Source organism: Moraxella boevrei DSM 14165 (assembly GCF_000379845.1).
Classification (GTDB): Bacteria; Pseudomonadota; Gammaproteobacteria; order Pseudomonadales; family Moraxellaceae; genus Faucicola; species Faucicola boevrei.
In genome coordinates this window covers 26,554-40,107 of sequence record NZ_KB903770.1, presented here as the reverse complement: position 1 = coordinate 40,107, position 13,554 = coordinate 26,554, and the positions used below count along the sequence as shown (strand labels likewise).

15 protein-coding genes are annotated in these 13,554 nt (G+C 39.6%); 9 read left to right on the top strand and 6 right to left on the bottom strand.

Going from position 1 to position 13,554, the window contains the following annotated elements:
• The first annotated feature begins 22 nt into the window (after positions 1-22).
• The 8 genes from A3G3_RS0100230 to A3G3_RS0100195 all read left to right on the top strand — a co-directional run bounded on the left by A3G3_RS0100230 (position 23) and on the right by A3G3_RS0100195 (position 5,426).
• Positions 23-517, top strand: a complete 495-nt coding sequence (locus A3G3_RS0100230) for an META domain-containing protein (protein ID WP_019518530.1) — start codon at positions 23-25, stop codon at positions 515-517.
• 101 nt (positions 518-618) lie between these two features.
• On the top strand, positions 619-1,176 hold the full coding sequence (locus A3G3_RS0100225; protein WP_019518529.1) for an acyl-CoA thioesterase: 558 nt from the start codon (positions 619-621) through the stop codon (positions 1,174-1,176).
• 171 nt (positions 1,177-1,347) lie between these two features.
• Positions 1,348-1,479, top strand: a complete 132-nt coding sequence (locus A3G3_RS14795) for a hypothetical protein (protein WP_267283243.1) — start codon at positions 1,348-1,350, stop codon at positions 1,477-1,479.
• 16 nt (positions 1,480-1,495) lie between these two features.
• Positions 1,496-2,584: a tRNA preQ1(34) S-adenosylmethionine ribosyltransferase-isomerase QueA gene (gene queA / locus A3G3_RS0100210; protein ID WP_019518526.1), complete on the top strand. Its 1,089-nt coding sequence runs from the start codon at positions 1,496-1,498 to the stop codon at positions 2,582-2,584.
• A 40-nt stretch (positions 2,585-2,624) separates the two neighbouring features.
• Positions 2,625-2,963 (top strand): hypothetical protein, encoded by a 339-nt coding sequence (locus tag A3G3_RS0100205; RefSeq protein WP_156802054.1) that lies wholly within the window; start codon positions 2,625-2,627, stop codon positions 2,961-2,963.
• Positions 2,964-3,216: 253 nt separating this feature from the next.
• A complete protein-coding gene (locus tag A3G3_RS14385) occupies positions 3,217-3,369 on the top strand; it encodes a hypothetical protein (RefSeq protein ID WP_156802053.1) in 153 nt (50 codons plus the stop codon).
• Positions 3,370-3,386: 17 nt separating this feature from the next.
• Positions 3,387-4,964 (top strand): two-component system sensor histidine kinase CreC, encoded by a 1,578-nt coding sequence (gene creC / locus A3G3_RS12775; RefSeq protein WP_019518524.1) that lies wholly within the window; start codon positions 3,387-3,389, stop codon positions 4,962-4,964.
• A gap of 51 nt (positions 4,965-5,015) precedes the next feature.
• Positions 5,016-5,426: a diacylglycerol kinase gene (locus A3G3_RS0100195; RefSeq protein WP_019518523.1), complete on the top strand. Its 411-nt coding sequence runs from the start codon at positions 5,016-5,018 to the stop codon at positions 5,424-5,426.
• Between the two features lie 25 nt (positions 5,427-5,451).
• Here A3G3_RS0100195 and A3G3_RS0100190 read toward each other — a convergent pair whose 3' ends face one another.
• The 5 genes from A3G3_RS0100190 to A3G3_RS0100170 all read right to left on the bottom strand — a co-directional run bounded on the left by A3G3_RS0100190 (position 5,452) and on the right by A3G3_RS0100170 (position 10,124).
• Entirely contained in the window at positions 5,452-6,408 is a 957-nt protein-coding gene (locus A3G3_RS0100190) for a TerD family protein (protein WP_019518522.1), read from the bottom strand.
• A gap of 69 nt (positions 6,409-6,477) precedes the next feature.
• Positions 6,478-7,497, bottom strand: a complete 1,020-nt coding sequence (locus A3G3_RS0100185; protein ID WP_040631012.1) for a helix-turn-helix transcriptional regulator — start codon at positions 7,495-7,497, stop codon at positions 6,478-6,480.
• A gap of 140 nt (positions 7,498-7,637) precedes the next feature.
• The gene (locus A3G3_RS13845; protein ID WP_019518520.1) at positions 7,638-8,324 is read right to left on the bottom strand and encodes a hypothetical protein; all 687 of its coding nucleotides are present in this window, start codon (positions 8,322-8,324) and stop codon (positions 7,638-7,640) included.
• Between the two features lie 105 nt (positions 8,325-8,429).
• The gene (gene ubiE, locus A3G3_RS0100175; RefSeq protein ID WP_019518519.1) at positions 8,430-9,341 is read right to left on the bottom strand and encodes a bifunctional demethylmenaquinone methyltransferase/2-methoxy-6-polyprenyl-1,4-benzoquinol methylase UbiE; all 912 of its coding nucleotides are present in this window, start codon (positions 9,339-9,341) and stop codon (positions 8,430-8,432) included.
• An 84-nt stretch (positions 9,342-9,425) separates the two neighbouring features.
• The gene (locus A3G3_RS0100170; protein ID WP_019518518.1) at positions 9,426-10,124 is read right to left on the bottom strand and encodes an FFLEELY motif protein; all 699 of its coding nucleotides are present in this window, start codon (positions 10,122-10,124) and stop codon (positions 9,426-9,428) included.
• 275 nt (positions 10,125-10,399) lie between these two features.
• On the opposite strand from A3G3_RS0100170, the gene A3G3_RS0100165 reads away from it, so the two are divergent.
• Positions 10,400-12,268 carry a SurA N-terminal domain-containing protein gene (locus tag A3G3_RS0100165; RefSeq protein ID WP_019518517.1) on the top strand — a complete coding sequence of 623 codons (1,869 nt, stop codon included), beginning with the start codon at positions 10,400-10,402 and terminating at the stop codon, positions 12,266-12,268.
• A gap of 87 nt (positions 12,269-12,355) precedes the next feature.
• Here the strand turns inward: A3G3_RS0100165 and A3G3_RS0100160 are convergent, their stop codons facing one another.
• Positions 12,356-13,549 carry an amino acid aminotransferase gene (locus A3G3_RS0100160; protein WP_019518516.1) on the bottom strand — a complete coding sequence of 398 codons (1,194 nt, stop codon included), beginning with the start codon at positions 13,547-13,549 and terminating at the stop codon, positions 12,356-12,358.
• Positions 13,550-13,554: the final 5 nt, after the last annotated feature.

Sequence of the window (13,554 nt, the reverse complement as noted above, 5' to 3'; positions counted from 1 at the left end):
AATCACAATCAAGGAATGGCCAATGTCAACCAAATCTTTATTTACGGCAACCTGCCTGATGGCCGCGTTATCACTCACCGCGTGCCATTCTTTATCGAGTATGACCACTCATTCTACAAATACCATCGTGTTACCCCTAACCGATGCAAAATTACAACATTATCGTTGGCAATTAACGTCGGTAACCGATAAATTAGGTAAGCCCACCGCCGAAGTACTCTTTGACAAAAAATTACCACCACTACAACTCAGCTTTCACACAGGTGGACGTTTGACGCTTGGTAATACCTGCAACAACCTTTCTGCCAGTTATATGCTTACCAACGATAATGTGGTAGTTGGTGATATAATTGGTACTCGTATGATGTGCGAGCCTGCCCAAATGCAGTTTGATAGCCTAGCTCCAAGCGTGCTACAAGGACAGTTTAAACTCACGCAAGGGGCAGACGGTGAACCTGTGCTGACCGTAACAAGCGATAAGCTAATTAGCGTGTTTAAGCCCTATTTAAAAAACTGATGTTAACCAAATGTTAAAATAGTTAATGCAAATTTGGCGGATTTTTGGTATCATTATCCGCCATTTTTATTGAAAATTTTTAACCTATTTGGAATTTTATCATGTATCCCTTTATCCGCTTGACCACTAACATGATTAAAAGTAGCCTTGATTACAAAAAAGGCAATGCCCTTGATATTCATGACACGAGCGAAATTAAACTTGTTGCTAATATCAGCGACATGGATAATTTTTTAGAGATGAATAATGGGCGTATTTTGACGCTGTTTGATTTGGGGCGTAATGATTTTGCCATTCGCACAGGGCTTGGCAAAAACTTAATCAGGCATCGTTGGGGATTTGTGGTGGCGGGTAGCACCATTCAATACCGCAAGCGTGTGCGACTGTTTGATAAAGTCACCATTAAAACGCACCTAAAAGCCGTGGATGAACGTTGGTTTTATATGGAGCAGACCATGTGGGCGAATGGCAAGCCCTGCTCGCACGCTCTTTTACGCACTGGCGTAACCAGTCTAAAAACAGGCAAAGTGTTAGACACAAAAACCGTGCTAGAGACGTTGGGCTATCATGATATTGATATGCCCCTTGATGACTGGGTGCAAGCGTGGGCGGATACCGATAAATTGCGTCCTTTCCCCACCGTTGCAAATACCTTGTAGTGATTGATATTACGGATAACGTCATTAATTTTCAACAATCAATAACCATTGAAATGACGCTTGGTCATGCGTTGTTGGCTTGGCACAGCTTGTCAGAAAATTTTTCTGATTTAAATCGCTTCGAGAATTTGGATTTGCCAACAAAAAAAATCAATTTGGGCGTTAACCGATTTGTTGGAAAGTGCATTAATTAACAGCCACATCACAGGCAAACCAGAAAATGAGTGGCTTGCGTTAATTGAAAAGGCTAAAGACTACATGAAAGCCATTGAAGTTGAATTTGTAAACGAATTACCTGATTAAAAAATAAGCCTAAAACATGAAACTCTCTGATTTTGATTATTACTTACCTGAAAACTTAATCGCACGCTATCCACTTGCCGAGCGTTCTGCATCACGTTTGCTTTATGTCAACACCAACGGCAATCCGCAAGATTTACAGTTTACTGATTTGCCAAATTTGTTAAACGCTGGCGATTTGGTAGTTTTTAACGATACCAAAGTAATGAAAGCAAGGCTATTTGGGCAAAAAGACACAGGCGGAGCAGTAGAAATTTTGGTGGAGCGGATTTTGCCAAATGATGAAAACCAAACCAATACAGCATTTTGTCACGTCCGAGCGAGCAAAAGCCCAAAACTTGGACAAAGCTTGCATTTTGCTGATGGTAAAGTGACTGCCACAATGATGGGACGAGCGGATAATTTATTTATGTTGGCGTTTAGTGAGCCGATTTTACCGATTTTAGAAAATCATGGTGAATTACCCATTCCACCGTATTTTGAACGCCATGCAGACAGCGATGATGAAACTCGCTATCAGACGATCTTTCACAATCCTGATAAGCTCGCCAGTGTCGCTGCCCCGACCGCAAGTTTGCATTTTGATGATAAAATTTTAAGTGAATTAAAAAGTAAGGGTGTAAATTCCGCCTTTGTCACTTTACACGTTGGGGCTGGTACATTCGCCCCTGTCAAAACGGATGATATTTTAGCCCACAAAATGCACAGTGAATACGCCGAATTACCGCAAGCTACCGCCGATTTAATTAACCAAACCAAACAACATGGCGGTAAAATTATTGCTGTTGGCACAACCGTTACTCGTGTGTTAGAAACGGCTTTTAACAAAACCGCAAGCTTTGATAATCCAAGCCTTTCAGCTTGGGCAGGTGATACCGATATTTTTATTTATCCGTCTTATCGCTTTGGCGTGATTGACCGATTGATTACCAATTTCCATTTACCAAAATCCACGCTACTTATGCTTGTGTCCGCCTTTAACGGCACACAAAATATCAAAAATGCGTATGCTCATGCGATTACGAATAATTATCGGTTTTTTAGTTATGGGGATGCGATGATTTTGGATAAAATGATTGATAAATCGGCAGGTAAATGCCTTGAATAACATGAAATCAACCAAATCTTTAAGTATTATTGTTGCAATAATGAGTAGTATCATTGCCTTGTTTGTGAATATTTGGACTGATAAGTCCACATTTTTTTATGAAAAACCTTTAAAAAATGAATTAGGTTATACACAAGGACTGGCACAAGCCACACTTTTTCCTTGTACAGGTAAATGCACGCCAAGCCTTCAACTTTCTATTGGGACAGGTAGCGAATTAAAGTTTTACGATACTATCTTATATCCTAAAGATATCCGTGAGTTACACAAAAGAACTGTTAAAGTTGGTTGGTGTTTGCCAAAAACCAATGATAGATTTAGCAGTAACCGAAAAATTTTTGAGTTAAGCGTTGATAACCAACCACAATATAACTTATGAACAAAGTTTGCAACAGTCAACTAAAAATAAAAACAGGGCCATTCGTAACACGATGTTCATAGCTATTGGGATTTTTTTGTATATTTATACCGCTTGTCGGTGGATTTTTAGCATGGACGATGATACAGTACCAGCAAAACAAACGGATTAATCCGATTGCTTTTTTAAAAAAATTTTTATAAAATGGCTAAACTTATTATTTGGATAAACATTTACTAAACCTTTTTATCACACTTTAAAAAACAGGCACTTTATGGCTAATCAAGATAATTTTATTAAACGAGAAATCAAACTTGCCATTCGTCATTATCTGACCAAAAAATTAAGCCAAAATTCACAGAAATCCTACTTTCACCGTAGGCTTTACCAAATCGTGAGACAATGGCTTAATCGTCATATCCATTAATTTAACTTAATCATTCTGTGAACAATTTTCATCAATTTTTAGATAGTATCTTTAAACAGCGCCTAAGTTTTAGCGTATTTTTTCGGATTTGGTTGGCATTTGCGTTGCTGATTAGCCTTGCGACTGGCTTGGCGACTTACCAATTACAAAAAACCATTAAGCCGTCCGCACAGCGTGTTGTGGAAGATACCTTGGTAGATATTTCACGGATTTTAGCAGTGGCTTTAAACCCTGCAGTGGTATCTGGGCAAATTTATCAGCCTGATTTTCAAATGCAATTCGCCCAGTCATTCGCCCCATTTGACCCTGAACGCCCACAATTTCCCATTTGGTACGACCAAAAAACCCAAAGCCAACTGCACGTTTATGTCACCGATAAGCGTGGTATCGTAATTTATGACAGTCAACAACAAGCGGTTGGTAAGGATTTTAGCCGTTGGAATGACGTTTATTTGACCTTAAAAGGGCAATATGGGGCAAGATCCACCAAACAAGACCCAACAATTGCTGATAGTTCTATCATGTATGTTGCCTCACCCATTCGTAATTCTAAAAATGAGCTTATTGGTGTTGTGAGTGTAGGTAAACCTGTGCTAAGCCTACGCCCTTATATTGAGCTGAGCCGTGCCGAAATTATCAAGACCATGTTGTATATTACAGGGCTTGGGTTGTTGTTTGCAGGATTAATGGCTTGGTGGTTACGCCATAGTGTGCAAGCGGTGAACCGTTATACCCAAAATTTGGCGAATGATACCCCACCGCACTTTTATCTTGGTAAAGAATTAAATGAGCTTGTCAATGCTATCCACGTCATGAAAAATACCATTGAAAACAAAGCCTATGTCACTGACTATGTACATACACTTACCCATGAGTTAAAAAGCCCATTAACCGCCATCCGTGCCAGTGGCGAGTTGCTCGCAGAAGCAATGTCCACCACGCATCGGCAACAATTTAGCCAAACCATTTTGCAACAATCGGATAAATTGCAAACTTTAGTGGAAAAATTATTAATCATTGCCAAATTAGAACAACCAACTTTCAAGCTAAACTTACAAAAATACAGCTTAACGCCATTAATTAAACAAAGCATTGCTAATCAACACGCTCGGATAAAACAAAAAAACTTACAAATCTGTTCGCATATTTCTGAAAATAATACATTATTGTTGGATAAATTTTGGCTACAACAAGCCTTGCAAAATGTGATTGATAACGCCATCAAATTTAGCCAATCTTGCATTGTCATCATGGTATTCTCAACGCCAACTGGGTTATGTATTGACGTGTTAAACGATAGCGAGATGTTGCCTGATTATGTATTAGAAAAAGCTTTTGAGCGGTATTTTAGCGTGGATATACAGCCCAATCCCAATGATAGTCAAAGCCCAACCCATCGTCAAAATAAAGGCACAGGCTTAGGTTTAACCTTGGTAAAACAAGTAATTGAACGACATCACGGGCGAGTTACCTTTGACCAATTAACCGTCAAAAACTATCAAGAGCAGTTGGTCAATCGTCCTACTCAGCCGATTGAATTACCTTTAAAAAAGGATGCTAATTTGGTAAAATTAAGCATTTACTTACCGATTTAATCGCAACTTAACATTTATTTAAGAATAAATTTAACTTTGGATAAAAATAGCATGGAAAATGAAAAACAACCAGTTCACCAGCATTTGTCAGGCTATGCCCAACAAGCTAAGGGCACAACAGGATTTGCTCGCATTGTGAAAGCGACAGGCTATTCTCGGGATGGTTTTTTGGCAGCATATCGGCAAGAGCCTGCCTTTCGTCAAGTATTTTGGCTAAATTTAATTTTGCTTATCTTATTGGTTTTTATGCCATTTATGTTGCTTGTGAAAATGGTATTGATATTTGCCAGCATATTTTCATTAGTAGTGGAATTGTTTAACACCGGGCTAGAAGCCGCCATTGACCACACGTCCACCGAACGCCACCCACTCGCCAAAATTGGCAAAGATGTCGGCTCGGCGGCCCAATTTTTGGCCTTATGTTTGTTAGCTATTTTATGGTTAATGGCATTTTTTGGTTAAGTTTATTTAACAGATTGATAAATTGTTAACGAGCGTTACGGATTAATTGTTCGCTAATTTCTTTTTCAAAATCTGCTTGTTGGTATGATTTTAATCCTTGTACTTGTTCAACCAATCGCCAACTATTGGCAGAACGGCTGATTGTCGCTACCCAAATCGCGGGGATTTCAGCTTGTACTTTTGGTAAATTTAGTTTTAAGATAATATTACCTTCATCATCGCTCAACAGACATTCGCCTTGTTGAACTTGGTTCAGCTCATGCCCCGTATAGGACGATAGCACCAATGCCACTTGATAAATATGCGGTGGGATACGAGCCAAAAACAGGGCAATGCTTTCTCGTTTTTCTGCGATGTGTTCAGGTTCATCGTTCGACTGCTTGGTATGCAACACCCTATCGCCGATTAGTTCATCCCCTTGATAGCGTATGGCTTCGGCTTGGTCTCGCACGTTTTTAAACCACACACGTTCCACCACTTCGCCATAACGATTACATAGTAAACAGGATAAATCCAAATCCATGGGCTGCTCACGTTTTTTTAGGCGGTTTATCAATCCTGATTTTAGCACTTTGGTTTTTTGCCAATGTACACTAAATTGCCATTGTTTTAAGCTCACGTCTAAACTTTCTACCGCCACACCGATTCGTTTGGTTAAATCTTCTTGATTATCAATCAGCTGAGCAACGCTGTCATTGGCTAATTGTCCACTATCAATCAAAATTTGATTGTCGGTGTATTCTTCGCCTTGTAGCGTTCTATTTAAGCCGTTTTTTATAATAACTGATTGATTTAATTTGATTTTTTTCAAATTATCATCAAAATTTTTGACAAAGTTTTGCTGATATTCTGGCTCAAATTGGCTGTTTAATAGCCGAGTTTTAATAGTGGGACGCTGTTGTTCCTCAATTTGTTGTAACATCTCTATGGCTTTTTGAGTATTCTGCTCGCTGTTTGGATTAGGTTTATCAATATTTGTCATATTTTTTCCAAGTTCCTTATCAATTCTTGTTAAATTTAAATCAATTTATTTTTTAATAAATAGTTAAAATTAGGCATTTTCAAATACCGCCATTGCCAAAATCTCAGGACTGACCGAACGTAACCCTTTGCCAAAACCACGCAACCACCACACCAATTGCGATGTCAACATTAACGTGGCGGTAACGTGCAAGCCTTGTTCATCTTCCCAAGTTTGTTGGTCATGGCTTAGCTGACTTTCTAGCAAACCATTGCCAGCGATTGGCTCAAAAATTAGATGCACATCGCAAGTGGGTTTCCCTTGATTTTGCTCAGTTTTTAAACTATTAAATAATGGGAAATTAAAGCCCATTGCTCCTGTTTCAATGTACTTATCAAGGTCAAAATCCGCCACACCTTTGGCATCGCTATCCGATACCACCGCTTGGCTAAAGCGATGCAGGGCAAATTGGCGAATGTTAGCATCGGCATCATCACGTGTCGCAAGCAGATAAATCACCACACCACGTTGCACAATGGCAAGCGGATTTAGGCGATAGTCCACCGCTTCATCGCCCCCCCGTTTTTTATATTTTACCGATAATTGTTTGTTTTTAAATAAGGCTTCATAAATCGCTTCCTTGGCATCGTTGTCCACATTCGGCGGTATAAGTGGCTGATTGGCAGACAAAATCCGCACCCTATCTAACCAAGTATTAGCAATTTTGCTTTCCTTTAACTGACGTTTAGCAAGATCAAACCATGGCAACAACTCATCTAGCACGGCAGGCGGTAACAGCTGAGTCAAGTTGTCTTTTACCATACTAAATGCCACCGCTTGCGATAAATTCATATGGGGCAGGCTCTGCATTGGGGCGTCTTCTTGCCACCGCCAACCTTGCGGATTGGCATTGTTTTTTTCAATAGGAAAGCGTTCGGCAAGGGCGTTCAAATCTCGCTGAATGGTACGAATACTCACATCAAAACCTATGAGTTGCAGTTGTTCGTTGATGTACTGCGTACCAAGCCAACGCTTACGCTCTAGTTGCGACAGGATTTGCCATTGGCGAGCAGTGGTGGCGGTAGCAGTTTGTAGATTGGTTTTTGTCATATTTATCGGTTTTGGGCTTAAATTTTTGGCTATTTTAACATGACTTTTCATAAAAATTTGGCAATAAATTTTGACATTTCACCCTTTTTCTCTGGTGTAAACATTTATCATCAATCCTAAATAATTGTAATACGATTTTATTAGGTAAATTGCGATAATTTTTGCTGTTCTTGTTGAATTTGTTGTTGTAGTTGTTCTAGTTGCTGTTGCAAATTTGCTAAACGTTGTTGCGTTTTTTGCAATTTTTGCACATCACTTAACAACTCATCAGGTTCAAACGTTTCAACTTCATTGTCAGATTTGCTAAATGTTTTGAACACATCGGTAAAACCGCCTAATCCACCAATATTAGCCAGTTGACTTGCCAACGGCAAACCCATAATGGGTTGCAATTTACCCACGATATCAGGTTCAAATTGACACAATACTTGCTCAACCTGTGCCAAAAACTGGTTTTCACTTTTTTCATTTGGGTTAATATCATTAGGATAAATATTTGGATATTTGCTTAGGCTATTTTGTTGAAATTGTTGCGATAAATCGGCAAAATTTTTGGCAAAAATCGTCGCATTTGGCAAATTATTTGTCCTATTTTCTACGGCATTTGGTTCAAATTTAGGTTCAAAAATTGCGGTTTTTTGTAGGACAGGCTCAAGGCGAATGTGTTTTTCATTAAATAACACGTCAAGTTTTAGGCGTGGCTCACCGATGACAATGCGTAGCGTTTTGCCAGTTAATGCCTGTAAATTTAGTTGAGTAATGGGGTCGCTGGCAATGGCGGTATTGATGATTTTCTCAACAATAACAAGAGATAACACAGCAAGCATTTTGATTTACCTTTTAGAATTTTTTACAATTATATTTTATTATATTAATCATGCTGGTGGGTTACGCTTTGCTAACCTACTCTTCATTATTTAATTTTACAAAACTTACTTTTTAAAACCACGATGCACCGCCACAATACCGCCTGTCAAATTGTGATAATCACAATTGACAAAGCCAGCCTCTTCCATCATGGCTTTTAGCGTGCGTTGGTCTGGGTGCATACGGATACTCTCAGCAAGGTATTGATAACTTTCGCTGTCGTTTGCCACGATTTTTCCCATTAATGGCAAGGCGGTAAATGAGTACAAATCATAGGCTTTTGACAATGGTTCAAACACAGGTTTTGAAAATTCAAGCACGAGCAGTCGCCCACCTTTTTTTAGCACTCGGTGCATGGATTTTAAGGCAGATTCTTTGTCAGTTACATTGCGTAAACCAAAACTAATGGTTACCAAATCAAAACTTTCATCGGCAAATGGTTCAAGATTTTCGGCATTCGCAAGCACAAAATCCACATTGTTACAACCTGCATTAATCAGACGCTCTCGCCCCACTTCTAGCATGGCTTCGTTAATATCCGACAACACCACACGCCCAGTGCGACCGACTTCTTTGCTAAACACTTTTGCCAAATCACCTGTCCCGCCTGCGATGTCAAGCACGCTCTGCCCTGCTCTCACGCCTGTTAGACTAATGGCGTAACGTTTCCACAAACGATGAATACCAAATGACATCAAGTCGTTCATAATGTCATATTTTTTGGCGACAGAGGTAAACACTTGGGCGACTTTTTCTTGTTTTTCGGATTTTTTTACCGTTTGGTAGCCAAAATGCGTGTCTTCATTACCATCCGTTTCGGCAGTGTGTGGGTTATAAATCGCTGATTTATCAAAACCTGTCACTGATTTTTCAGTGTTTGAGCTATTTGATTGGTTAATTTGTTCACGGGTTAACTGTTGCCCTTGTGGGGTTGATGGCGGTAAACCTTGTGAGTTGCTAAAATTTTGTTCAGTCATAATTTTGCCTTAAGTTAGATTATTTTAAAAAAAGTTGTAAGATGGTTAAAAGTTTGCGAAAAATTCAAGTATATTATACCGAAACTACACGGTAAAAGGTAAATTTTTCTGTGAATGGACATTGTCAATAATTTGACGTTCTTTGGCACAAAACGGCTCAATAAAATCCGCCATGTTTTTAATCGGTTTTATCGCCATAAAACCATCATCAATAAACTGATACAGCACATCAAACCCATGTTTTTGGGCGAGCGGTTTTGCTAAACCAAAGGTTTTTTGTAACAAAAACGATTTTAAATGTTTTTGGGTCAAATAACACATATTCGCCAAATTAATAAGTTGTGCTTCCCTTGCGGTTTTGGCATTCACCGCTTGATAAGCGGTTATCATATTTTCTTCATTGACTGTTAAGTTATTTTCAAATAAATATTTGGCAATTTGCAAATCCAGTTTTACCACCAAAATCGCTTCATTCACACCCATGACGCCTGTTTCTAAGCTTTTTTGCGGAATAAATTTTTCCAATTTTTCACCTTTTTTTGCCATGCGTTCTAGCTGTTTGGCAAGCAATTCAAATTTTTCACCAGCATACAGTTGCCCAATCAAAAAATCTGCCATTAATTGGTTTTCTTTTTTGGCAAATAAATCTTGGTGCGTGGTTAACAATCGCTTGCGTTGCCATGCTTGCACCGCTTGTAAAGTTTGGTTTAATTCGGCATTATGATGATGTTCTAATTGCCAAAATTCGGTTAAATTTTGCTGTAAATCAGTTAAAATGCTCATAAATTTAAGGTTAAAGATGTGATGAAATTTAAAAAGTCTCGGTTAAGGTAAACCAATTTTGCCAAAATTACAATGATAAAATGGTGTTAAATTGTTGCCCAAATGCTTGTTTAAAAACAATCTTAACAATAGATTTTTATTATAAATTAAATTTTATTAATATATTGGTAAAAAATTGTTGTTATTCATAGCTTTTTTTAGCCAAATAGATTAGAATATTGGGTTAATTTTTTTTGATATTTCGTCATTTTTGATAGTGAATAAAGCGAGCCACAATGGAAGCATTACGAGCATTTTTAAAAGGTTGGATGGGCAAAGGGTTGCTTATCTTATTTTTGTTGCCCTTAGCGATTACAGGTTTTGAGTCTATCGTGCATCAAGGCGACGACCCAAATGTGGTTGCCAAAGCAGGCGAGCAAAATATCAGTGCGTCCGCCCTACAAAACTCGGTGAACCAACGCCGTGAAACCTTGTTACAAAGCGTGAATGGCAACGCAAGTTTGATTAATGACAACGTATTGCGTGATCAGATGTTGAGCGGATTGATTGACCGTGCATTGTTGTTGCAACAAGCCAAAAAATTAGGCTTTACCATTTCGGATGCAAGCCTAACCCAAATGCTTGCCACCGACCCGAATTTTCAAGGGGCGGACGGTAAATTTTCCAATGAGATTTTTGGCAATTATTTACGTTCGCAAGGCATTAATAAAGACCAATTATTTGCAATTTTGCGAGATGACGAAATCGTGCCTGCGTTTGGGCGTGGCATTGTCACTACAGGGATTTTTGCCGATGCGGGCGTAGAACGTTTTATCAACATGCAAACCGAAGTGCGTCCGCTGTGGGTAGCACGTCTTGATTGGCAAAGTTTTGCCCCACAAGTGAGCATAACCGATGCCGAGATTAATGACTATTACCAAAAAAATAAAGATAAACTTAATAGTGAAGAAATGATGGATTTAAATTATTTAATTTTGGATAAAAATAATTTAAGTATCCCTGCACCAACCACGCAAGAAATTGAACAACAATACCAACATTATTTAAGCGAAACAGGTAACCAAACTAGCTATGATGTGGCGATGATTTTGGTCAATGGGGATAAAGCCGAAACGACATTAACGGATATCAAACAACAGCTTGATGCGAAAAAAGCTGACTTTGCCACGCTTGCTAAACAATATTCGCAAGATGAGGGCAGTAAAAATGACGGTGGAAAAATCGGTACGATTAGCCAAGGTATGTTTCCCAATGATTTTGCCAAAATCCAAACCGCCTTACAAGGCTTAAAGGTGGGTGAAGTTACCCCCCCAATTCAAACCAACTACGGTTATCATCTGTTTCAGCTCGTCAAAGTAAATGGACAAAATCCACCAAGCCTAGACAGCGTTAAAGCTCAATTAATTGAACAAATTAACACACAAAAACGTGAAAATATGTACCAAGAATTGATTGGCAAAATCAATAATGATGCGGTATCAGGCTCAAGCGTGGCAGAACTAGCAAACCGTTACAAACTTACGAGCCATAATCTAAAAAACTATACCAAACACGGGAATACGAGCGAGTTAAACCAACCTACCGTAATCGCAACCGCATTTGAACCGAGTTTATTACAAGAAGGTGGCACATCGGTGGGCGTGGAATTGCCAAATCGTATGGTATGGCTACAACCGAGCAATCACCGTGCCGAAAAACCGCTCAGCCAAGCCGAAGCCATGCCTGTTATCAAACAGCGTTTAACGGTAGAAAAAGCCAAAGCGTTGGCATTAAAACAAGCAGAAACCATTGCCAAAAGTATTGGTGATATCACCAGTTTGCAAAATGCGAGTATTCCGTTCCAAAATCTTGGGACAACCAATCGCTTTAATCCTGCGTTGCTAGACGAAGAGCGTGGTGTGGCATTTAGCAAACCTGCGGAAAATGGCAAATTATCGGTGGTTAGCCAAACCACCGAACAAGGGGTTAGTATCATCGTTGGCGGTTCAATCAGCAATGACAACAGCCAAGTAACCGCTAAAATCCGCCAAGACACCGCCCAAATGCTCCGTGATAACCTAGGGCAATCGCAGTTTGAAGATTATTTAGCTTACTTGCGTGATACGCACGAAGTGAAAATCAATCAGCAAAATCTAAATCCATAATCTATGTTGAAAATGTTAAGCAAAAGCAAAAACCCCTTAAACCAATTAAGGGGTTTTTGCTTTTGACTTTTGACAATCGGTTTTAAGTTAAGCTAAAACGCTTGCCATCGCATTTGCGACATAGTCAATATTGCTAGAGTTTAGCCCTGCTACACACATACGACCGTTTGACACCATATACACCGCAAACTCATCTTGCAGGCGTTGCACTTGCTCAGGCGTTAAGCCTGTAAAGCTAAACATACCTTGCTGAGTGGTAAGATATTCAAAGCTTTTATTAGCAACTTTAGCCTCTAGCACGTCCCGCAATTTTTGACGCATCTCACGGATACGGTCTCGCATAACGTACACTTCAGACACCCATTCATTGAATAAGCTTTCATCATTCATCACGATATCCACCACATGACCGCCATGGCTAGGTGGGCTTGAGTAGATACGACGTACAGTAAACTGCAATTGACCTTGTACTAACTTAGCTTCGTCTGCCGTTGGGCAAACGACCGATAAACCGCCGACACGCTCACCGTACAATGACAAGTTTTTAGAAAATGAATTGCTCACAAAGAACGACAGACCTAAATCTACCGCTTTACGAATGGCATAAACATCAGCATCCATGTCTTGCCCAAAGCCTTGATAAGCGATGTCCATAAAGGCGATTAGCTCTTTGGCTTTAACCACATCTAGCACTTTATCCCATTGTTCATTGGTCAAATCCACACCCGTTGGGTTGTGGCAACATGGGTGTAATAGCACTACGTCGTTTTTGTTTAAGCCGTTAAAAAACGCCAATAATTCATCAAATTTAATGCCGTTGGTGTCTTTGTCGTAGTACGGATATTCACCAACTTCAAAGCCTGACCCTTCAAAAATACCGATGTGGTTACCCCATGTTGGTTTAGACACATAGCATTTAGCGTCTTTAAACCAAGTATGAATAAAATCCGCTCCAACTTTCAACGCTCCTGAACCGCCAATAGTTGCGATGGTGGCAACCCGCTTATCGCCTAAAACTTGTGAGCCTTTGCCAAATAGTAGATTTTGACACGCAGTACGGTAACCAATCAAACCATCCATTGGCAAATACGGACGCGGTTTTGGCGGATTGGCGATTTGGTTTTCCGCTTTTTTGACCGACTCAAGCACAGGCAATTTGCCGTTGTCGTCATAATATACACCGACGCCAAGATTGACCTTGTTTGGGCGGTCGTCTTTGGCAAATTTATCCATCAGACCCAAGATTGGGTCCCCTGCATAGTGTTCAACATGATTAAACATGATAA

Bases quoted from the DNA above. Each gene is read 5' to 3' on its own strand.
- A3G3_RS0100225 (WP_019518529.1), top strand. From the start codon at position 619: ATGTATCCCTTTATCCGCTTGACCACTAACATGATTAAAAGTAGCCTT.
- A3G3_RS0100185 (WP_040631012.1), bottom strand. From the start codon at position 7,497: ATGACAAAAACCAATCTACAAACTGCTACCGCCACCACTGCTCGCCAA.
- A3G3_RS13845 (WP_019518520.1), bottom strand. From the start codon at position 8,324: ATGCTTGCTGTGTTATCTCTTGTTATTGTTGAGAAAATCATCAATACC.
- ubiE (WP_019518519.1), bottom strand. From the start codon at position 9,341: ATGACTGAACAAAATTTTAGCAACTCACAAGGTTTACCGCCATCAACC.
- queA (WP_019518526.1), top strand. From the start codon at position 1,496: ATGAAACTCTCTGATTTTGATTATTACTTACCTGAAAACTTAATCGCA.
- A3G3_RS0100205 (WP_156802054.1), top strand. From the start codon at position 2,625: ATGAGTAGTATCATTGCCTTGTTTGTGAATATTTGGACTGATAAGTCC.
- A3G3_RS14385 (WP_156802053.1), top strand. From the start codon at position 3,217: ATGGCTAATCAAGATAATTTTATTAAACGAGAAATCAAACTTGCCATT.
- A3G3_RS0100230 (WP_019518530.1), top strand. From the start codon at position 23: ATGTCAACCAAATCTTTATTTACGGCAACCTGCCTGATGGCCGCGTTA.
- A3G3_RS0100195 (WP_019518523.1), top strand. From the start codon at position 5,016: ATGGAAAATGAAAAACAACCAGTTCACCAGCATTTGTCAGGCTATGCC.
- A3G3_RS0100165 (WP_019518517.1), top strand. From the start codon at position 10,400: ATGGAAGCATTACGAGCATTTTTAAAAGGTTGGATGGGCAAAGGGTTG.
- A3G3_RS0100190 (WP_019518522.1), bottom strand. From the start codon at position 6,408: ATGACAAATATTGATAAACCTAATCCAAACAGCGAGCAGAATACTCAA.
- A3G3_RS0100170 (WP_019518518.1), bottom strand. From the start codon at position 10,124: ATGAGCATTTTAACTGATTTACAGCAAAATTTAACCGAATTTTGGCAA.
- A3G3_RS0100160 (WP_019518516.1), bottom strand. From the start codon at position 13,549: ATGTTTAATCATGTTGAACACTATGCAGGGGACCCAATCTTGGGTCTG.